The organism is Pseudoalteromonas sp. SG45-3, assembly GCF_014164075.1.
Taxonomy (GTDB): domain Bacteria; phylum Pseudomonadota; class Gammaproteobacteria; order Enterobacterales; family Alteromonadaceae; genus Pseudoalteromonas; species Pseudoalteromonas distincta.
On the sequence record NZ_JACJEN010000023.1, the window covers coordinates 40,486 to 60,627 of the forward strand.

The window sequence follows — 20,142 nt, forward strand, 5'->3', positions numbered from 1 at the left end:
TTATGAGTTACCTAGGAACCACACAAACATTATTTGTAAAAGAAGTGAGTAACGAAGGTGCTTACTTAGACGGCCATGATTTAGGTGAAGTATTTTTACCAAAACAAGAAATAAAACATGAGCTTGAAGCGGGCGATAGTATTAGTGTATTTATCTTTTTAGACAATGCTAATTTAGCCACAGCAACAATAAAGAAACCACATGCTCAAGTTGGCGAGTATGCCCTACTACGCGTTAAAGAAATAAATAGTATTGGGGCATTTTTAGATTGGGGGCTTGAGAAAGATGTGCTTGCACCTTTTAATGAACAAAAGCCACGCATGCAAGAAGGCCATTCTTATTTAGTACGCCTGTATCTTGATAATGCAAGCCAACGTATTTGTGCCTCAAACAACTTTAATCGTTTCCTATCAAAAGATGCGCCGCAATATACTCACTTACAAGAAGTGGATTTAATTGTTGCTGGCAAAACAGATATTGGCTACAAAGTATTAATTGAAGAGTCGCACTTCGGTGTTGTTTTTTACAATATGGTATTTAAAAGCTTATTTGTGGGTCAAAAGCTTAAAGGCTATATTCAAAAAGTACGTGACGACGGAAAAATTGATGTTGTACTAGAAAAGCCAGGTATGGGAAAAGTAAGTGACCTTGGTGAAACTATTATGCAAAAGCTTAAAAACGAAGGCGGTGTTATTCCACTTGGTGATAAGTCTGATCCTGAAGCAATAAAAAAGATGTTTTCTACAAGTAAGGCTAATTATAAAAAAGCAATTGGTGGCTTATTTAAACAAGAGTTAATAGATATTGAAGCGAAATCCATTCGCTTAAGATCCTAATTATAATTGGCTGTAATTACTAATAATACCTGTTTGTAATTAACCTAAAATATATTTATAAGGCAATGTACATTGCGTATATTGCCTTGAATAATCAAGCACTTCAACTTCCGACTCAAGATTGAGCGGCGCCAAACGAAAAACCTTTTTTTCACATTCTGTTTTTTTATCATCAAGCTTTGATATACATTCACTAACGCTTACATGCTGAGATATGAGTGTATCTTCATTTTTGTAACACAGATGATGAGCATAATCTTGCATTGTTTTTTTAAAATCAAACATATCGACTGGGTACGTTGGAATTATATCTGTAACGGTTGTTACACCATCGTATGCTTTATTAGAAAAAACGTACTTATTTACTGAAAAACCCGCAATAACAATTATTATAGAACCAAAAAATAACTTCAAAACAAACCCCTACTACATTTTGATTTTATTAATGTAACATAAAACTCACATAAGGTAAGGGGTTTTAGCACTATATGACTGCTTATTGTTAAATTAAGCTATAGAGTTATTAACATCACTAAGCACTTTTACAGGATTATCTGCTTGAGTAATCGGTCTGCCTATCACTAAATAGTCACTTCCTGAATCTATAGCTTGCTTAGGAGTCATTATACGCTTTTGATCACCCGCATCACTCCCTTCAGGGCGTATACCAGGCGTAACAAGCTTAAAGCTAACACCTAACTCTGTTTTTAAAGCTTTTGCTTCTTGTGCAGAACACACAACACCATCAAGCCCAGCTTCCTTTGCAAGCTTAGCTAAATAGATAACTTGCTCTTGAGCTGATTTATCAACACCTAAACGCTTAAGTTCTGTTTCATCCATACTTGTTAATACAGTCACAGCGATAAGTAATGGCGCTTTGTCACCAAATTGCTCTAGAGCCGATTTAGCTTTACTCATCATTTCAAAGCCACCAGAAGCATGAACGTTTACCATCCACACCCCCATTTTAGCAGCTGCAGTAACCGCTTTAGCTACTGTATTAGGAATATCATGAAATTTTAAATCTAAGAAAACATCAAAACCTAAATCAATTAACTCTTTAACAAATGCAGGTCCAAAATAGGTAAACATTTCTTTGCCGACCTTGAGACGGCAAGTATCAGGAGAAAGTTGTTTAACAAAGTTTAAAGCAACTTCTTGATCATCGTAATCTAATGCAATAAGAATTTTTTTTGAGTGTTCGAAAGACATAACTATCCTAGTGAATGGCAGTAAAGTTATTAATTATGGGGTTATTAAAATCCGTCTAAGCCTCGACTTGGAACAATGGTTTCCCAATGCTTACAAGAAGGGCAGTTCCAATATATGGTGTAGCTTGTAAAACCACAATGCTGGCATTGGAAATCTGGTTTTGTAGCAATATAAGAGGTTACAAGCTTATCAATTTCGTTAAGTACTTCTTTAGTATTTTTATTTTGGTCACCCATTAATTGCAGTAAAAAACTAAAACCACGAATAGTAGGTTGACGTTTTAAGCTATCAGTTAAAAATTCAAAGGCTTGCTTGGTGTGACCTTGCTCAAGTAATGCTTGGCAATGCTTTATTTTAATTAATACTCCGCCCTTCTCTAACAAGTCACTGACTAACTCGTGAAATTGATGCGTCAAATTCAATTGTTTATAACTGTGTGCCAGCTCATCAATAAACAACGGAGCAAACAAGGTAAATTGAGAGACAAGTTCACGCCAGTAATAAATAGCTTTAACGTAATCTTCTTTTGCGTAAGCAACTAACCCTAACTCGTAAAGCGGACGCACGGCTTTATAATTTAAGCTAATCGCTTTTCTCATTAGTTGGGGTGTATTGTCACTTAAAGCTGACTCACAATAAAAATTAGCAATTGCTTTAAATTGCTGTTCTTTTGAAAATAGTTCGCTATGGGCTTCAAACATGTTGATGCCTTTTTCCCACTCACGGGTTTGCGAATATAAAGTGATAATAGGGTCCAGCGCTTCTACATGCCCTGCTTTAACTAACCAAACTAAGTGCTCTTCCGCACTATCTAGTAGTCCGGCCATTATATAATCTTCGGCTAGTTCTAAACGGCTAGTTGCAGCTTGTTGTTCATTTAAGCTTGGGTGTTTTAATAGAAGTTCGTGAATTTTTATTGCGCGGTCTAATTCACCTCTACGGCGAAACATGGTGGCAAGTGTAGAATAGTGTTCAACAGAGTCGGCTGAAACTTCAAGTAAGTTGATTAAATGCTCTAAGCCTTGATCTTCTTCTCTATCGAGTAGAAATTTTAAGCCTTTGCTATATTCAGAAGTGATCTGACGACTAAGTTGATGAGCTTGGTTTTTAGCACTGTTTTTACCCATAATCCAACCGTAACCAGCGGCAACAGGTAATAGTAAAAACAAAAGCTCAATCATAGTTAGGTGTCTTTATTCGCGGCAAGCTTTTTTTTATCTTTTTCAGGCGCTAATTGCTTTTTTAAGCGGTAGTTTTGCCACTTTAATTGCGAAAACAATTTAAAGCTAATAAAACAACCAATCAAAACACCTAATAAAAAGCAGATACTTATTATTACAGCTAAAGGTAGTGTATTACTGGCTATAATGTAATTTACTTGTACTAACTGTGGGTTTTGTGACCCTAATACAAATGCACTGATAAGGCATAGTGCAACCAGAATAATTTTTAATACCTTGAACAAGTAACTACTCCACTAAGTTAACTAGGCAATGCTTTCATTCACGCGGTCGCGTAATTCTTTGCCTGGTTTAAAATGAGGTACATGCTTTCCTTCAAGCTCAACTGTATCGCCAGTCTTAGGATTACGACCTGTGCGAGGAGCGCGGAAATGCAAAGAGAAACTACCAAAACCTCTGATCTCAATACGATCTGAAGTAGATAATGAGCCGGCCATTTGTTCAAGAATTTCTTTTACAGCATTCTCAACATCTTTCACTGGAACGTGTGCGTGTTGTTCCGCAAGTATTTCTATCAATTCTGACTTAGTCATAGCGTTTCCTTAAAAAGAGATATAGGAAGGGCAAAAAATGCCCTTCCAACTAAAAACTAATTATATATTAGTCTTTTTGTGCATTTGCGAAAGCAGCTGCCATTGCGTTTTCAAACACTGGCTCTTCTTTCTTAAGCTTCTCTAGTACTTCTTTCTCTTCTGCTTCGAAAAGAGCTTTTACAGATAAGCTTAAAGTGCGGTTCTTACGATCAACACCAACGTATTTAACTTCAATCTCGTCGCCTACAGAAACAACAGTAGTTGCATCTTCAACGCGCTCTTGAGCGATATCAGCTACACGGATGTAACCTTCAACGCCTTCGATAAGTTCAACAGTTGCGCCTTTCGCATCAACTTCAGTCACTTTACCTTTAACAATAGCACCTTTTTTGTTTGCATCAAGGTAGTTATTGAATGGGTCAGCTTCGATTTGCTTAACACCTAGAGAGATACGTTCACGCTCTGGGTCAACTTGCAATACGATAGCAGTGATTTCGTCGCCTTTCTTGAATTCACGTACAGCTTCTTCGCCAGGTGTATTCCAAGAAATGTCTGAAAGGTGTACAAGACCGTCAATACCACCGTCAAGACCGATAAAGATACCGAAGTCAGTGATTGATTTGATCTTACCAGTAACTTGATCGCCTTTGTTTTGTAGACGAGCAAATTCCTGCCAAGGATTAGCAATACATTGCTTAAGACCAAGAGAAATACGACGACGTTCTTCGTCAATTTCTAAAACCATAACTTCAACAGTGTCGCCAAGGCTTACAACTTTTGAAGGATGGATGTTCTTGTTAGTCCAATCCATTTCAGAAACGTGTACTAAACCTTCAACGCCTTCTTCGATTTCCACGAAACAGCCGTAATCTGTAAGGTTAGTAACACGACCAGAAAGTTTAGAACCTTCTGGGTAACGACCAGCGATAGCTGCCCATGGATCTTCACCAAGCTGTTTAAGGCCTAGAGAAACACGAGTTTTATCTTTGTCGAATTTTAGAACTTTAACTGCGATTTCGTCGCCAACATTAACGATTTCTGAAGGGTGCTTAACACGCTTCCAAGCCATATCAGTAATGTGTAGTAGACCATCAACACCACCAAGGTCAACGAATGCACCGTAGTCAGTAAGGTTCTTAACGATACCTTTAACTTCTTGGCCTTCAACAAGGTTAGCAAGAAGCTCTTCACGTTCTTGTGAGTTTTCAGATTCGATAACTGCACGACGTGAAACAACAACGTTGTTACGTTTTTGGTCAAGCTTGATTACTTTAAATTCAAGCTCTTTGCCTTCAAGGTGAGTTGTGTCACGTACTGGACGAACATCAACAAGTGAACCAGGTAGGAAAGCACGGATTGAATCAACTTCAACTGTGAAACCGCCTTTAACTTTACCGTTGATAACACCAGTAACAGTCTCTTGCTCTTCACATGCTTTCTCAAGACGGATCCATGCTTCGTGACGCTTAGCTTTCTCACGAGAAAGGATAGTTTCACCGAAACCGTCTTCAATTGCATCTAGTGCAACATCTACTTCGTCGCCTACAGCAACTTCTAGTTCACCAGCAGCATTTTTGAACTGCTCTGCAGGGATAGCACTTTCTGATTTAAGACCAGCATCTACAAGTACAATGTTATTCTCGATAGAGATTACTGTACCTTTAACGATAGAGCCTTGCTCTGCTTCAAAACCCTTTAAGCTTTCTTCAAATAACTGCGCAAAATTTTCTGACATACGAATATACGTCTCATATATTAATACCAATAAGCAACCATGCTGCATGGGGTTGTTAAAATAGCACTGGCATCCTGCTGGCGCATAAAATGTGTTTAGCTTCGTTTAGGAAGCTTACCTTCAGAGATAGCAATATCCAATAAAGTTATTACCTTATCAAACACTTGCTGTGCATTAAGATCGCTAGTATCGATCTCAATAGCATCCTCTGCAGGTACAAGCGGAGCAACGGTGCGATTCATATCGCGCTCGTCACGAGCTTGAATGTCCTGTAATAGACCACTTAGTGTAACATCAAGGCCGCGCGTATTCAACTCAACAAAGCGTCTACGAGCACGCTCTTCTGCACTGGCTGTTAAATATATTTTTAACGGCGCATCTTGAAAAACCACAGTGCCCATATCACGGCCATCGGCAATTAAGCCATTTTCAGTGCGAAATGCACGCTGGCGACGTAATAACGCTTCACGAACGCGAGGTAATGCTGCAACTTTTGAAGCCGCAGCGCCTACTTCTTCATTACGAATAGTAGTGGTTACATCTTCGCCTTCTAAAATAACTTTTCCTGCATTAGTTTGGCTATCTACCAAAAACTGCACATCTAAATTTGCAGCAAGCGGGACAAGCCCTTCTTCATTGTCTAATGCAATTTGGTGATGAAGTGCAGCTAAAGATAAAACACGATAAATCGCACCGCTATCTAATACATCCCACCCTAACTTGTCGGCTAACAAGCGACAAACAGTTCCTTTACCTGAACCACTTGGGCCATCAACGGTGATCACGGGCATTAATAACGCCTGCATTTAAAACCTCCTGCAATGCACACCTAAATAAACCGCGACATTATACGTCAGTTATTAAAATATATCTGCTATTAGTGTGTAACTTTTGTAATTACTTCTAATTAGCTTATTCACTGACTGACGCTAAAACATTGAAAAATGTAGGAAATGTTTTATAGGTACACTTTGGATCATTAATTGTTATTGGCTTTCCACCAACGGCAACCATTGCAAAACACATGGCTATACGGTGATCGTCGTAAGTATCAACAGCAACATCATTAAATGTTTCAGGTGGGGTGATCTCTATAAAATCTTCACCTTCTACAACCTGTGCGCCTACTTTACGAAGCTCAGTTGCCATTGCATATAAACGGTCTGTCTCTTTTACTCGCCAGTTATAAATGTTACGAATGGCTGTTGGGCCTTTGGCAAAAAGAGCAACAGTTGCAAGAGTCATAGCTGCATCAGGAATTGCATTGGCGTCAATATCCACACCTTTTAGTTCGCCTTTGCGAACAACTAAACGCTCATCATACCAATCAATTTTTGCGCCTACTTGCTCCATTACTTTGGCAAAGCCTATATCACCTTGCACCGACTTGGCACCCACGCCCTTAATTTCAATCTCACCGCCTGCAATTGCAGCCGCAGCAACAAAGTAAGAGGCAGAAGATGCATCGCCTTCAACCATTATGCGATCTAATGATTGATACTGTTGACCACCTTTAACTTTAAAGGTTGCATAATCACTGTGCTCAACATTAACCCCAAAACGTGCCATTACATCAAGTGTAATATCAATATAAGGTTTAGAGACTAAAGTACCTTTAATAGTTATTGTTGTATCACCGTTAAATAATGGCGCTGCCATTAATAGAGCGGTTAAAAATTGACTTGAAATACTGCCGTCAATTTCAACCTCACCGCCTTTTATTTGGCCACCCACAATTTTAAGTGGTGGGTAGTCTTTGTGCTTTGTATAAGTAACATCACCACCCAATGCTTGCAGCGCGTCAACCAAGTGCCCTATCGGGCGCTCTTCCATACGTGGCTCGCCAATTAGCTCGTACTTACCAGCAACGGCAGCAAGTACTGCCGTTAAAGGTCTATAAGCAGTACCCGCATTACCTAAAAACAATGGCTCAGTCGGTGTATTAAACACACCACTAACACCCTCTACGGTGGCTACAGTGCGGTCATCATTTAAAGTTACATTTACACCTAATAACTTTAAGGCGCCCAGCATATGGCGTATATCGTCACTATCAAGTAAGTTTTCTACAACGGTAGTACCGCTTGCAAGTGCTGCTAATAATAAAATTCTGTTCGATAGACTCTTTGAACCTGGTAGGGTTACTGTGCCATTTACTCTAGAAATAGGTTCTAAACGAAGCTGCTCCATTAGCTGTGCTCCTTTGCAAAAGCAGCCATAAAGTCTACAAGTGCTTGAACACCTTCAATAGGCATTGCGTTATAAATACTTGCGCGCATACCGCCCACAATTCTGTGGCCTTCAAGAGCGAGTAACCCTGCATCTTTAGACTGAGCAACAAACTTATCATTTAAGCTTTCATCATTAAGCCAAAACGGAACATTCATACGTGAACGGCAATGTTTAGCTACTTTATTGGTATAAAAGCTCGATTCATCAATAAAGTCATAAAGTAGCTGCGCTTTAGCAATATTTTGAACTTCCATCGCTTTTACGCCACCATTACTTTCAAGCCATTGAAATACTTCAGCAGCTAAATACCAAGCAAATGTGGGAGGCGTGTTAAACATGCTGCCTTGTTTTGCTTCTAATGCGTAATCTAAAATGCCTGGCTTAGGTAAGCCTTCACGCTCAAGTAATGTTTTACGAACAATAACGATTGATATGCCCGACGGGCCGATATTTTTTTGCGCACCAGCGTAAATTAAATCAAATTTATTAACGTCTATTTCGCGTGATAAAATAGTTGACGACATATCAGCAACGATCGGTGCAGTTGGGTGGCTTGGTACATCAAAAATTTCTAAGCCGTCAACCGTTTCGTTAGGGCAATAGTGAATGTAAGATGCATCTTCTGGTAGCACCCAATCAGCAACCTGTTTAATAGAAAACTCGCCATTGGCATCATTACGCACATCAATAGAGGTTGCTTGAGTAAACTTGTTGGCCTCGTCTGTTGCACTTTTTGACCACACGCCGTTTTCGCAATAAACCGCAGCTTTGCCTTCTTGGTGTAAATTTAATGGCACAGCACTAAACTGACCACGACCACCACCATGCATAAACAGCACTTCAAATTCATCACTGATATTCATTAGGCGACGAAGGCTGGCTTCACATTTAGCTGTAAGGGCTAAAAACTCTTTGCTACGATGGCTTATTTCCATCACAGACACACCTAAATCTTGCCAATCTAGAAACTCTTTTTGTGCTTTTTTCATAACCGCTTGCGGAAGCATAGCTGGCCCCGCACAAAAATTATATTTACTCATTACCTTTGCCTCATTCCAGTAATTTAACTACTAAGCATGGATGCTCAATACCCACCCACTAAACCTTTGAGTTTTAGTGAATGAATATAACTTCACACCCTATTAATTTTTTTCAACAACATTAAAAAAAGCGGCCAAGGCCGCTTTTTCAATATCAATTATTCTGAAGGAGGATTATCATCCGCTACTTCATCAATAACCGTATCTACAGTTTCAACGTCTTCAATATCAATCAAGTCACTTTCTGTAACTTCAATCTCTTCTATACGTTGTAAACCAACTACTTGCTCTTCGTCAATAGTTCTGATCAAAATAACACCTTGGGTGTTACGTCCAACCGTAGAAACTTCATTAACGCGAGTACGTACTAAGGTACCACGATTTGAAATAATCATGATTTCGTCGTTATCATCAACTTGTACAGCGCCAACAACAGCACCGTTACGCTCACTCACCTTGATAGATACAACACCCTGTGTTGCACGGCTCTTAGATGGGTAATCTTCTAGTTGTGTACGCTTACCGTAACCATTTTCAGTTACCGTTAAAATAGCACCGTCAGTTTTTGGTACAATTAACGATACTACGCGTTGATCATCGGCCATTTTAATACCACGAACACCTGTAGCGGTACGACCCATTGGGCGAACACCTTTGAAACGAATCTCAGGGTTACCTTCTTCGTCTAATACTGGGTTACCGTTTTCATCAACAACTGTTGTTTCTTCAGCTTCTTTAAAGCGTACAACTTTACCTGCATCAGTGAACAACATAATTTCGTTGCTACCATCGGTAATATCAACACCAATCAGGCTATCGCCATCATTTAAGTTAACAGCAATAATACCGCTTGCACGTTGACGACTGTAAGCCGTTAATGGTGTTTTCTTAACTGTACCAAATGCTGTTGCCATAAAGATGTATTTATCTTCTGCGTACTCGCGTACTGGCAATATAGCAGTAATACGTTCATCAGCTTCAAGTGGTAACAAGTTAACAATTGGCTTACCGCGCGCTGCACGACTCGCTAGTGGTAACTGATATACTTTAAGCCAATATAAACGACCGGCCGTAGAGAAACACAATATAGTATCGTGTGTATTTGCAACTAATAGACGTTCGATGAAATCTTCATCTTTCATCTTCGTTGCTGACTTACCTTTACCACCACGACGCTGTGCTTCGTAATCAGACAATGCTTGATACTTCACATAACCTTCGTGAGAAAGCGTTACTACTACGTTTTCTTCGGTAATTAAGTCTTCAAGGCTGATATCGTGAGCAGCTGCATTAATTTCAGTGCGACGCTCATCACCATATTGCTCTTTAATTTCAACTAGCTCGTCACGTATAACTTCCATTAAACGCTCAGGAGTTGCCAAAATATAAAGTAGTTCAGCAATTAGTTCTAATAACGCTTGGTATTCGGTCAAGATTTTTTCGTGTTCAAGACCTGTTAGCTTATGTAAACGCAAATCAAGAATTGCTTGAGCTTGTTGCTCAGAGATATAATATTGACCATCGCGAATACCAAGTTCGCTTGCTAACCAATCTGGACGAGCAACATTGTCTTCACCTGCTTTTTCAAGCATACCTTTTACATTACCTAATTCCCACGGACGCGCTGTTAAAGCAATTTTAGCTTCAGCAGGTGTAGGGGATTTACGAATAAGTTCGATAATTGGGTCAATGTTCGCAAGCGCAATCGCTAAGCCTTCAAGCGTGTGTGCACGGTCACGGGCTTTACGTAAATCAAATACTGTACGACGAGTTACTACTTCACGACGGTGAATAATAAACTCTTCTAACATTTCTTTTAAATTGAAACATTTAGGTTGGTTATTAATTAGCGCAACCATATTCATACCAAACACAGTTTGTAACTGAGTTTGTGAATACAAGTTGTTTAAAATAACTTCGCCTACGTCACCACGTTTGATTTCAATAACGATACGCATACCGTCTTTATCTGATTCATCACGTAGCGCACTAATACCTTCAATTTTCTTATCTTTAACCAGCTCAGCAATTTTTTCAATTAAACGAGCTTTATTAACTTGATAAGGAATTTCGTGAACGATGATTGTTTCACGGCCTGTTTTTTCATCGGTTTCGATGTCGGCGCGTGCACGCATGTACACTTTACCACGGCCAGTTAAGTAGGCTTGTTCAATACCCTTCTTACCGTTGATAATTGCAGCCGTTGGGAAATCAGGACCAGGAATATAATCCATTAACTCTAAAATAGTTAAATCTGGATTTTGAATAAGTGCCAAACAACCATTTACAACTTCAGTTAAGTTATGTGGTGGTATATTTGTAGCCATACCTACTGCAATACCTGACGAACCATTCACTAATAAATTAGGAACTTTCGTTGGTAAAACATCAGGGATGAACTCAGTGCCATCGTAGTTAGGAACGAAATCAACCGTTTCTTTTTCAAGATCGGCTAATAACTCATGCGACATTTTAGCCATACGTACTTCTGTATAACGCATTGCCGCTGCTGAATCACCATCAACCGAACCGAAGTTACCTTGGCCATCTACTAGCATATAACGCAGTGAGAATGGCTGAGCCATACGAACTATCGTGTCATAAACTGCACTGTCGCCGTGTGGGTGGTATTTACCGATTACGTCACCGACCACACGGGCCGATTTTTTGTAAGGCTTGTTCCAGTCATTACTAAGCTCGTTCATTGCAAACAAAACGCGGCGATGAACAGGTTTTAAGCCGTCACGTACGTCTGGTAATGCACGTCCTACAATTACGCTCATTGCGTAATCTAAGTAGGAGTTTTTTAACTCGTCTTCAATATTGACTGGCAGAATTTCATTGGCGAGATCAGTCATTTGATATCACATTCCTTCAGTATCAGCTCTCAACAACCCGGTATTGGGTATTAAGAGTATTGTTATTATTTCTAACAGCCATGCTATCACAATTAATTTTAATTTACAGGCGCAAAACTTTGCGATTTATCAATTTAGCCCTATATAATGGCCTCAGATTGACGAGGAAGTATTTTATGACCGAACATCAAAATGTAGATCACGCAGAAATAGCAAAATTTGAAGCCATCGCCGAGCGTTGGTGGGACCTAGACGGAGAATTCAAACCTCTTCACGAAATTAACCCGTTACGTTTAGACTTTATAGCAAACAAAACGCAAGGCTTATTCGATAAAGAAACACTCGATGTTGGCTGTGGTGGCGGTATTTTAAGCCAAAGCATGGCGCGCATGGGCGCAAAAGTAACTGGCATCGACATGGGGCAAGAGCCTTTAACTGTTGCTAAGTTGCACAGTTTAGAAACTGGCATAAATGTAGATTACATAAAAGTGCCAGCAGAAGAGTTTGCTTCGCAAAACCCAGAGCGCTTTGATGTAATAACCTGTATGGAAATGCTTGAGCACGTTCCCGACCCAGCATCTATCATTCATGCCGTAGCTGCACTTGCCAAACCAGGCGCAGACGTGTTTTTTTCAACCCTAAACAAAACACCTAAAGCATATTTATACGCTATTGTTGGTGCTGAAAAGCTTTTAAAAATGGTGCCTGAAGGTACACACGACCATAAAAAGTTTATAAAACCTGCACAGCTTATTACATGGGCAGAGCAAGCGGGTTTAAAAGTTCGTGCAAGTACAGGCCTTTCTTATAACCCACTATCAAAGCAATATACGCTCAATAGTGACGTTAGCGTAAATTACATACTGTACTTTGAGAAGTTAGCTTAATGGCTAACTCTCAAGCCCCCCTCCCCCTTATTGAGTACGATGCATTTTTATTTGATTTAGACGGCACTCTACTCGACACCGCTGATGATTTAGGTGCGGCTTTAAATGCAGTTCTCATTAATAATAAAATAGAGCCTGTTAGTAGTGATGTATACCGTCCTGCGGCATCTAACGGCGCAGGCGCATTATTAGAGGCTGGTTTTAAAGAGTTATGGGACACACAACCTCAAAGCGAGCTTATTAAGCAATTAGTTGACGAATACGCTGCAAACATAGCAAATCACACACATTGCTTCAGCGGTGTTGAATCGTTGCTTATTGCCCTTGATCAGAAAAAGATCAAATGGGGGATCATGACTAACAAACCAGGGTTTTTAACTGATCCTTTAGTGGCAGCAATTCCCGCATTGAAAAATGCTAGTGTAGTAATAAGTGGCGACACCTTAGCTGAAGCTAAGCCATCCCCTTTACCGCTGCTACACTGTGCAAAGCTTATGGGAGTGCAACCAAAACGCTGTTTGTACATTGGTGATGCACAGCGAGACATACAAGCAGGCAAAGCCGCAGGTATGCGCACAGCAACGGCACTTTGGGGTTACATACCAAGTATTGATGAAGCCAACAGCTGGAATGCTGATTTTAACTGGCAAAGCCCAATTGATGGTTTTAACCATATATAGTGCCATGTTAATTAATAAACACTATATATTGTGATTGTGTTAGTTTTTACGCAAAGCTTGCTGATAAAAAAAGCAGTCAAAATTTATTTTTAAAATGCGTAAATTTAGCAGATCATTAGTTGATTTTTGCATATTTCAACTTAAATGATTGTTCGAAGGTGAGTATCTACTAACACAAATACGTTATCCCGAAGTTATCCACAAATAGGGGCAATTATGTCCCTTGCAAAACAACTCAGACCACACTATCTTGTGATCTCTAAATTGAACAACACCAGATATTGTGGCCAAATGTTATTCAATTAAATTCGCAAATATGGCGAAACTTATAATAAATGAGTATATACCTTGCCCCGGCGAGGTATAAAGCATTGGTCAAAATACATAATTCCCAAGGAATACAGGCAAATGAACCAACAGTTATCTGTAAGCAAACGTGACGGGCGTAAAGAGCCTCTTGATCTGGATAAGATCCATCGCGTTATTGAGTGGGCCGCCGAAGGTTTAAACAACGTTTCGGTTTCGCAAGTTGAATTAAAGTCGCACATTCAGTTTTACGACGGTATTCGTACTAAAGACATTCACGAAACCATCATTAAAGCAGCAGCGGATCAGATTTCAAAAGAATCGCCTGATTACCAATACTTAGCTGCACGTTTAGCTGTATTCCATTTACGTAAAAAAGCGTACGGTCAATTTGAGCCACCACGTTTATTTGACCACGTAACAAAAATGGTTGGCGATAAACGCTACGATGCTCATTTACTAGTAGATTACACAGAGCAAGAGTTAGATGAGCTTGATGCATACCTTGATCATTCTCGCGATCTTAACTTTAGCTACGCTGCTGTAAAGCAACTTGAAGGTAAGTACCTCGTTCAAAACCGTGTATCGGGTGAAATATACGAAAGTGCACAGTTTTTATATATTTTAGTTGCGGCAAGCTTATTTTCAGATTACCCACGTGAAACACGTACTGATTACATTAAACGTTTTTACGATGCAGTATCTTTATTTAAAATATCTCTACCAACGCCAATTATGTCGGGTGTACGTACGCCTACTCGCCAGTTTAGCTCGTGTGTATTGATTGAATGTGGCGACAGCCTTGATTCAATCAATGCAACGTCGTCAGCTATTGTTAAATACGTTTCACAACGTGCGGGAATTGGTATTAACGCAGGTAGAATACGTGCGCTAGGTAGCCATATTCGTAACGGCGAAGCGTATCACACAGGTTGTATCCCTTTTTATAAGCACTTTCAAACAGCGGTTAAAAGTTGTTCACAAGGTGGTGTACGTGGCGGCGCAGCAACATTATTCTACCCGCTTTGGCATTTAGAAGTAGAGAACCTACTTGTACTTAAAAATAACCGTGGTGTAGACGACAATCGCGTTCGCCACCTAGATTACGGCGTACAGTTTAATAAATTAATGTACTCTCGTTTAATTAAAGACGACTACATTACGTTATTTAGCCCATCAGATGTGCCTGGCCTTTATGATGCATTTTTTGAAGACCAAGCTGAGTTTGACGCACTTTACGTTAAATACGAACAAGACGAGTCTATTCGTAAAAAACGCATTAAAGCCATTGAGCTTTTCTCAATGTTTGCGCAAGAGCGTGCAAGTACTGGTCGTATTTATTTACAAAATGTGGATCACTGTAATACACACAGCCCATTTATTTCTAAAGTTGCGCCAATTCGCCAATCTAACTTATGTTTAGAAATTGCATTGCCAACTAAGCCACTTAATAACGTAAATGACGAAGAAGGCGAAATCGCCCTTTGTACACTTTCTGCGTTTAACCTAGGTGCAATAGAGTCACTTGATGAGCTTGAAGAGCTAGCTGAACTTGCAGTACGCGCACTTGATAACTTACTTGATTTCCAAGACTACCCTGTACCGGCTGCTAAAAATGCAACTATGGGTCGTCGTACACTAGGAATAGGCGTAATTAACTACGCATACTACCTAGCTAAAAACGGTAAGCGTTATTCTGATGGCAGCGCTAATGCATTAACGCATAAAACCTTTGAAGCCATTCAATATTACTTGATGAAAGCATCAAACGAGCTTGCTAAAGAACGTGGCGCATGTCCTAAGTTTAACGAGACAACGTATTCACAAGGTATTATGCCAACAGATACGTACAAACGTGATTTAGATAAAATTTGTGATGAGCCACTTCATCTTGATTGGGATACACTACGTGCAAGTATTAAAGAGCACGGTATGCGTAACTCAACACTAAGTGCATTAATGCCATCAGAAACATCGTCGCAAATCTCTAACGCAACTAACGGTATTGAGCCACCACGTGGACATATTAGCGTTAAAGCAAGTAAAGACGGTATTTTAAAACAAGTTGTTCCTGAGTATGAGCGTTTAAAAGATCAGTACGAGCTACTATGGGACATTCCATCAAACGATGGTTATCTACAACTTGTTGGCATAATGCAAAAATTTGTTGACCAAACAATTTCTGCAAATACAAATTATGATCCAAACAAGTTCGAAGGCGGTAAAGTACCTATGCAAGTCTTATTAAAAGACTTACTAAGCGCGTACAAACTAGGTGTTAAAACCTTGTATTACCACAATACTCGCGACGGCGCCTCAGATTCACAAGAAGATGCTCCAGAAGTGGAAGATGACGATTGTGAAGGCGGCGCGTGTAAAATATAACTGCTGATTTTTATTTTAAGCGGGCATTTAGCCCGCTTTTTCTGATAGTTTTTTGAGTGATAAACATGTCTTATACTACTTTTAGCCGAAACCATAATAACCAAATGCAAGAGCCAATGTTTTTTGGCCAAACTGTAAACGTATCTCGTTACGACCAACAAAAATACCCAATTTTTGAAAAGTTAATTGAAAAGCAACTGTCTTTCTTTTGGCGTCCTGAGGAAGTAGATGTAAGTAAAGACCGTTTAGACTTTCAAGCATTACCAGATCACGAAAAGCATATATTTTTAAGCAACTTAAAATACCAAACACTGCTTGATAGTGTACAAGGTCGTTCGCCAAACGTGGCTCTACTTCCAATTGTATCGCTACCAGAGCTTGAAACATGGATAGAAACATGGGCGTTCAGTGAAACAATTCACAGCCGTTCATACACGCATATTATCCGTAACGTAACACAAGCACCTGAGCTTATTTTTGATGACATTGTTAGCAACGATAAAATTAGCGAACGTGCTGATGCCGTAACTAAATACTACGATGACTTAATTAACTCTGTATCGCTTTACAACTTATACGGTGAAGGCAAACACGAGATTAACGGTAAAACAGTTATCATTAATTTATTTGAGCTTAAAAAGAAACTTTACCTGGCTATGATGTCGGTAAATATTCTTGAAGCGATTCGCTTTTACGTAAGCTTTGCATGTTCGTTTGCATTTGCTGAGCGCGAGCTAATGGAAGGTAACGCTAAAATCATCAAGCTAATTGCACGCGATGAAGCACTTCACCTTTCTGGTACTCAGCATATTTTAAACATTATGCAAGACGGTAAGGACGACCCAGAAATGGCGATTGTTGCTGCCCAGTGCCGCGACGAAGCAATTAAAATGTTTGTTGATGCTGCAGAGCAAGAAAAAGAGTGGGCCGAATACTTATTTAAAGATGGTTCGATGATTGGCTTAAATAAACATATTTTATGTCAGTACGTTGAATACATTACCAATGCACGTATGACTGCGATTGGTTTGCCAGCACAGTTTGAAAATAACAGTAACCCTATCCCGTGGATAAACTCGTGGTTAGTGTCTGATAACGTGCAAGTAGCACCACAAGAAGCAGAAATAAGCTCATACCTTGTTGGTCAAATAGACTCTCAAGTTGATGCATCAGAATTTGGTGATTTTGATTTATAATGAGTGATAAGTCTACTGCAAGCATAACGCTTGCAGAAAACAGCCAGTGTATAGAATTTATCGCTGGCTGCCCTTCTCTTCTACACTGCTTAGAATCCATGAAAATAGACGTCGCATTCCAATGCCGTGAAGGCTATTGCGGCGCTTGTAGAGCAACTTTAGTATCAGGCAGTGTTGAGTATAACGAAGAGCCACTTGCGTTTGTACGTGAAGGCGAAATACTGTTGTGCTGCTGTAAACCCAATGGCAATGTAAGTATTGATCTGAAATAAAAATCAATACTTACATCCATCGTTTATTAAACTTATCAATAGTGTGGAACGAACCGGTAATGTCCGGTAATTTTATAATCAAAAAGCATATCGCTTTTTTGCGGACCACGCCCTATATTATGCACAATAAGTGGGTTACCCGTATCTTGAGATAACTCATTAATCACCATACCTATATGAGGTAAATTACCTGGTAACATCCACGTTACTATATCGCCGGTTTTATAATCACTCACTTTGTTGGATTTACTCAATACGTTTGCATGGCGCTCAAAGTAAGCTTGTAAATTTGGAACACGTCGGTGATCTATATTTTTATCAGGCTTAGTTAAGCCCCAAATACGTTTAGATGGATACAGCGCAAAGTTTTTTTGCATGTCTTCATGCACGAGTTTCTGTAAATCGATTCCCAACTTTCTGTAACTTCTAATTATTACATCGGTGCACACACCTATATTTTTAGGTACATCCCCACCAGGGTAGCCAATAGAGCGATAAGCGCCGTCGTAAGTCACATCATGAGTTGTACGCTCAAGCAGAGCTGAAACAATATCTTCTTCAAACGATGCTGCATTACTATTAATACACGCTAAAGTAAGTAAACACCCAATAATTCTGTACATATAAACTCCTTTCAACCTAAAATTGAGTTACAGCGTTTGGGCTACGTGCCTAAGCACGTCTATTTTATTGCCTTTACTTGCAAATTGCGTATCCAGCGCATATGCCATTTTTTCAAGCGGAGCGTCGTTATATCCTACATGTTGGATTTCGCTAATGTAACGCATCATAAACGCGTCTGGACCAAGTTTAAGCCACTGCGCTACATGCACAAGCTCATGAAAATGAACCCTCAAATCTTTTGCAACCTCAGGAAGTAGATAATAGGTATTTTTATACGTGATACCTGCTGCATCCATATCTACAAAATCGCCTAAACCCATTTCTCGCAGACCCGCAAAGTCAGGTTTTGGTATTTTATCAACCACAACGTAAAAGGCATTTTTTAAAAATTCGACAGGATAAAACCCTGCAAACTCACTAGCAAATTTCTCACAGCTAATTCTTTGGGTTTTATATTTAATATTTGTTGCATCAATCCATTGTTCTATTTGTTCGAGCACGTCCTTTCTCCAAAATACTAGCTTAACGCTGTACACATTCTGTAAGCTAACAAATTAATAATAACAAAAGTAAATTAACGAATCTCTTTTTTAAATTACAAAAAGCTGCTAAAAAACCACTTACCCTCTAATCAACTATATATTTGGTAATGTGCTTTAAAAACACAGGTATTGTTACTGTGTCCTTATTAGTAATAACTTGTAATTATTAACTGAATGCAATTGTGTAAATAACGGGTCTGGTAAATTAATAAAACGTCATTACCAAAAAAAACGAGTTTACTTATGCACCCAGATATACAAAAAATTCTTAAAGTAAAACCTGCTCACATCGTTTCATTTATTGTATTTTTATTAGTTTCAATGTCTACGCTTACCGCTCAGGTATATGCCGCTGATGCAGTATGGCCTTCAAAAACCACTTACAAATATGCAAATGTAAACTGTAAAAAGATATTTTACCGAGAAGCTGGCGCGCAGCATAAGCAAACCATTGTACTTTTACATGGGTATCCGTCGTCTTCACACAGCTACCGAGAATTGATCCCACTCTTATCAGGTCGTTATCATGTGATTGCACCTGATTATTTAGGCTCTGGTTATAGCGCACGCCCAAACCCAAAAACTCAAAAATATACTTTTTAATTTCTAGCTCAATACGTTGAAGGATTACTAACAACACTTAAAGTAAAGCGCTACAGCCTTTATATACACGACTTTGGAGCTCCTGTGGGCTTTAGAATGTTGTTAAATAACCCAAATAAACTTGATGCACTTATTGTACAAAATGGTAATGCGTATTTAGAGGGGCTAACCCTACCGAGGCAAGCTTTTTTTAAAGCCGCGAATGAGGACAAATCACAAGCGCAGAGTGATAAAATTTATTCGTTCACGTCTAATAAAGCCATTATTAATAAGCAATATTTACGAAACGTACAAAGTAACCCAGAAGTAATGAGCCCTAATAGCTGGATGCACGATCTTCACTTTTTACAAACTAAATCCGATAGAGTAATTCAAGTACAATTGCTACAAGATTACTACAATAACCTTCTCGACTACCCTAAATGGCAAGCTTATTTACGCAAGTACCAACCAGCAACATTAATTGTATGGGTAAAAACGACCCTGCGTTTATAGCCGCAGGAGCTAAAGCATATTTAAAAGATGTACCGAACGCTGAAATACATTTACTCGATTCAGGACACTTTAGTGTTGAAGAAAAACCAGTTGAGATTGCAAAGTACATTGTGAACTTTATGGATAAGCTATAAATAGCGGAAATAAAAAACGCTGAGGGTATAAACCATCAGCGTTTCATTAAATTGTACTAACTTAAGCTAAATCCAAAGAAATAGTATTTAATATGGGTAACTGTCAGATCAAGTCTGAGCTAGTAAATTTTAAGTTGTTAACACCAAGCGACTTTGTCGTATCTTAATTACCAAGCGATTCTGTCGTAATCGCTAATTACCAAGGGAATTTGTCGGTCACTTTTTTACGTGTCTGTTAGTGTTTTGTTTTTGGAATACTAGAAGGCATGTTGAGGATGATTGTGATGGATTCTAAAGCTCAACTCACCGTTGATATCATAGCTAAAGTGGT

Annotated in this window: 21 protein-coding genes; 9 read left to right on the plus strand and 12 right to left on the minus strand. The window is 39.2% G+C overall.

Annotated elements, in window-relative coordinates; genetic code table 11:
- The first annotated feature begins 2 nt into the window (after nt 1-2).
- On the plus strand, nt 3-836 hold the full coding sequence (locus H5126_RS18760) for a S1 RNA-binding domain-containing protein (protein WP_182720851.1): 834 nt from the start codon (nt 3-5) through the stop codon (nt 834-836).
- A gap of 39 nt (nt 837-875) precedes the next feature.
- Here H5126_RS18760 and H5126_RS18765 read toward each other — a convergent pair whose 3' ends face one another.
- From H5126_RS18765 to gyrA, 10 genes are all read right to left on the minus strand, one after another.
- The gene (locus H5126_RS18765; protein WP_039489775.1) at nt 876-1,250 is read right to left on the minus strand and encodes a hypothetical protein; all 375 of its coding nucleotides are present in this window, start codon (nt 1,248-1,250) and stop codon (nt 876-878) included.
- A 93-nt stretch (nt 1,251-1,343) separates the two neighbouring features.
- A complete protein-coding gene (gene pyrF / locus H5126_RS18770; protein ID WP_182720850.1) occupies nt 1,344-2,048 on the minus strand; it encodes an orotidine-5'-phosphate decarboxylase in 705 nt (234 codons plus the stop codon).
- 44 nt (nt 2,049-2,092) lie between these two features.
- Nucleotides 2,093-3,229 (minus strand): lipopolysaccharide assembly protein LapB, encoded by a 1,137-nt coding sequence (lapB, locus tag H5126_RS18775; protein WP_182720849.1) that lies wholly within the window; start codon nt 3,227-3,229, stop codon nt 2,093-2,095.
- 2 nt (nt 3,230-3,231) lie between these two features.
- Nucleotides 3,232-3,513, minus strand: a complete 282-nt coding sequence (locus H5126_RS18780) for a lipopolysaccharide assembly protein LapA domain-containing protein (protein ID WP_039489780.1) — start codon at nt 3,511-3,513, stop codon at nt 3,232-3,234.
- A gap of 21 nt (nt 3,514-3,534) precedes the next feature.
- Nucleotides 3,535-3,822, minus strand: a complete 288-nt coding sequence (gene ihfB, locus H5126_RS18785; RefSeq protein WP_002961178.1) for an integration host factor subunit beta — start codon at nt 3,820-3,822, stop codon at nt 3,535-3,537.
- A 67-nt stretch (nt 3,823-3,889) separates the two neighbouring features.
- On the minus strand, nt 3,890-5,557 hold the full coding sequence (rpsA, locus tag H5126_RS18790) for a 30S ribosomal protein S1 (protein WP_002961176.1): 1,668 nt from the start codon (nt 5,555-5,557) through the stop codon (nt 3,890-3,892).
- A 95-nt stretch (nt 5,558-5,652) separates the two neighbouring features.
- Entirely contained in the window at nt 5,653-6,363 is a 711-nt protein-coding gene (gene cmk / locus H5126_RS18795) for a (d)CMP kinase (RefSeq protein WP_154903185.1), read from the minus strand.
- Nucleotides 6,364-6,469: 106 nt separating this feature from the next.
- Entirely contained in the window at nt 6,470-7,747 is a 1,278-nt protein-coding gene (gene aroA, locus H5126_RS18800) for a 3-phosphoshikimate 1-carboxyvinyltransferase (RefSeq protein WP_154903187.1), read from the minus strand.
- Nucleotides 7,747-8,829, minus strand: a complete 1,083-nt coding sequence (gene serC / locus H5126_RS18805; protein WP_024595544.1) for a 3-phosphoserine/phosphohydroxythreonine transaminase — start codon at nt 8,827-8,829, stop codon at nt 7,747-7,749. Before serC ends, aroA begins: the two co-directional genes overlap by 1 nt.
- A gap of 158 nt (nt 8,830-8,987) precedes the next feature.
- Nucleotides 8,988-11,687, minus strand: coding sequence for a DNA topoisomerase (ATP-hydrolyzing) subunit A (gene gyrA, locus H5126_RS18810; RefSeq protein ID WP_182720848.1), 2,700 nt, complete (start codon nt 11,685-11,687; stop codon nt 8,988-8,990).
- 176 nt (nt 11,688-11,863) lie between these two features.
- On the opposite strand from gyrA, the gene ubiG reads away from it, so the two are divergent.
- From ubiG to yfaE, 5 genes are all read left to right on the plus strand, one after another.
- Complete coding sequence (gene ubiG, locus H5126_RS18815; RefSeq protein WP_182720847.1) at nt 11,864-12,574, plus strand: bifunctional 2-polyprenyl-6-hydroxyphenol methylase/3-demethylubiquinol 3-O-methyltransferase UbiG; 711 nt, start codon at nt 11,864-11,866, stop codon at nt 12,572-12,574.
- Nucleotides 12,574-13,254 carry an HAD family hydrolase gene (locus H5126_RS18820; RefSeq protein WP_182715356.1) on the plus strand — a complete coding sequence of 227 codons (681 nt, stop codon included), beginning with the start codon at nt 12,574-12,576 and terminating at the stop codon, nt 13,252-13,254. Before ubiG ends, H5126_RS18820 begins: the two co-directional genes overlap by 1 nt.
- A 408-nt stretch (nt 13,255-13,662) precedes the next feature.
- A complete protein-coding gene (nrdA, locus tag H5126_RS18825) occupies nt 13,663-15,945 on the plus strand; it encodes a class 1a ribonucleoside-diphosphate reductase subunit alpha (protein ID WP_002961160.1) in 2,283 nt (760 codons plus the stop codon).
- Between the two features lie 65 nt (nt 15,946-16,010).
- Entirely contained in the window at nt 16,011-17,141 is a 1,131-nt protein-coding gene (gene nrdB / locus H5126_RS18830; protein ID WP_002961159.1) for a class Ia ribonucleoside-diphosphate reductase subunit beta, read from the plus strand.
- Entirely contained in the window at nt 17,141-17,413 is a 273-nt protein-coding gene (gene yfaE / locus H5126_RS18835; protein ID WP_039489790.1) for a class I ribonucleotide reductase maintenance protein YfaE, read from the plus strand. The genes nrdB and yfaE overlap by 1 nt, the downstream gene beginning before the upstream one ends.
- Nucleotides 17,414-17,448: 35 nt before the next feature.
- On the opposite strand, the gene H5126_RS18840 is transcribed toward yfaE, so the two are convergent.
- Nucleotides 17,449-18,036 carry a DUF1287 domain-containing protein gene (locus H5126_RS18840; RefSeq protein WP_182720846.1) on the minus strand — a complete coding sequence of 196 codons (588 nt, stop codon included), beginning with the start codon at nt 18,034-18,036 and terminating at the stop codon, nt 17,449-17,451.
- A gap of 27 nt (nt 18,037-18,063) precedes the next feature.
- Nucleotides 18,064-18,537 (minus strand): hypothetical protein, encoded by a 474-nt coding sequence (locus tag H5126_RS21575; protein WP_182720845.1) that lies wholly within the window; start codon nt 18,535-18,537, stop codon nt 18,064-18,066.
- Between the two features lie 285 nt (nt 18,538-18,822).
- On the opposite strand from H5126_RS21575, the gene H5126_RS21580 reads away from it, so the two are divergent.
- From H5126_RS21580 to H5126_RS21590, 3 genes are all read left to right on the plus strand, one after another.
- The gene (locus tag H5126_RS21580) at nt 18,823-19,182 is read left to right on the plus strand and encodes an alpha/beta fold hydrolase (protein WP_259413549.1); all 360 of its coding nucleotides are present in this window, start codon (nt 18,823-18,825) and stop codon (nt 19,180-19,182) included.
- A gap of 96 nt (nt 19,183-19,278) precedes the next feature.
- The gene (locus H5126_RS21585) at nt 19,279-19,677 is read left to right on the plus strand and encodes a hypothetical protein (RefSeq protein WP_259395031.1); all 399 of its coding nucleotides are present in this window, start codon (nt 19,279-19,281) and stop codon (nt 19,675-19,677) included.
- Complete coding sequence (locus H5126_RS21590; protein ID WP_259395030.1) at nt 19,650-19,811, plus strand: alpha/beta fold hydrolase; 162 nt, start codon at nt 19,650-19,652, stop codon at nt 19,809-19,811. Before H5126_RS21585 ends, H5126_RS21590 begins: the two co-directional genes overlap by 28 nt.
- Nucleotides 19,812-20,142: the final 331 nt, after the last annotated feature.

Excerpts from the sequence above, each read along its gene's own strand:
- H5126_RS18760 (WP_182720851.1), top strand. The coding sequence starts at position 3 with ATGAGTTACCTAGGAACCACACAAACATTATTTGTAAAAGAAGTGAGT.
- pyrF (WP_182720850.1), bottom strand. The coding sequence starts at position 2,048 with ATGTCTTTCGAACACTCAAAAAAAATTCTTATTGCATTAGATTACGAT.
- lapB (WP_182720849.1), bottom strand. The coding sequence starts at position 3,229 with ATGATTGAGCTTTTGTTTTTACTATTACCTGTTGCCGCTGGTTACGGT.
- ihfB (WP_002961178.1), bottom strand. The coding sequence starts at position 3,822 with ATGACTAAGTCAGAATTGATAGAAATACTTGCGGAACAACACGCACAC.
- rpsA (WP_002961176.1), bottom strand. The coding sequence starts at position 5,557 with ATGTCAGAAAATTTTGCGCAGTTATTTGAAGAAAGCTTAAAGGGTTTT.
- cmk (WP_154903185.1), bottom strand. The coding sequence starts at position 6,363 with ATGCAGGCGTTATTAATGCCCGTGATCACCGTTGATGGCCCAAGTGGT.
- aroA (WP_154903187.1), bottom strand. The coding sequence starts at position 7,747 with ATGGAGCAGCTTCGTTTAGAACCTATTTCTAGAGTAAATGGCACAGTA.
- serC (WP_024595544.1), bottom strand. The coding sequence starts at position 8,829 with ATGAGTAAATATAATTTTTGTGCGGGGCCAGCTATGCTTCCGCAAGCG.
- gyrA (WP_182720848.1), bottom strand. The coding sequence starts at position 11,687 with ATGACTGATCTCGCCAATGAAATTCTGCCAGTCAATATTGAAGACGAG.
- ubiG (WP_182720847.1), top strand. The coding sequence starts at position 11,864 with ATGACCGAACATCAAAATGTAGATCACGCAGAAATAGCAAAATTTGAA.
- H5126_RS18820 (WP_182715356.1), top strand. The coding sequence starts at position 12,574 with ATGGCTAACTCTCAAGCCCCCCTCCCCCTTATTGAGTACGATGCATTT.
- nrdA (WP_002961160.1), top strand. The coding sequence starts at position 13,663 with ATGAACCAACAGTTATCTGTAAGCAAACGTGACGGGCGTAAAGAGCCT.
- nrdB (WP_002961159.1), top strand. The coding sequence starts at position 16,011 with ATGTCTTATACTACTTTTAGCCGAAACCATAATAACCAAATGCAAGAG.
- yfaE (WP_039489790.1), top strand. The coding sequence starts at position 17,141 with ATGAGTGATAAGTCTACTGCAAGCATAACGCTTGCAGAAAACAGCCAG.
- H5126_RS18840 (WP_182720846.1), bottom strand. The coding sequence starts at position 18,036 with ATGTACAGAATTATTGGGTGTTTACTTACTTTAGCGTGTATTAATAGT.
- H5126_RS21580 (WP_259413549.1), top strand. The coding sequence starts at position 18,823 with ATGCACCCAGATATACAAAAAATTCTTAAAGTAAAACCTGCTCACATC.
- H5126_RS21585 (WP_259395031.1), top strand. The coding sequence starts at position 19,279 with ATGTTGTTAAATAACCCAAATAAACTTGATGCACTTATTGTACAAAAT.
- H5126_RS21590 (WP_259395030.1), top strand. The coding sequence starts at position 19,650 with ATGGGTAAAAACGACCCTGCGTTTATAGCCGCAGGAGCTAAAGCATAT.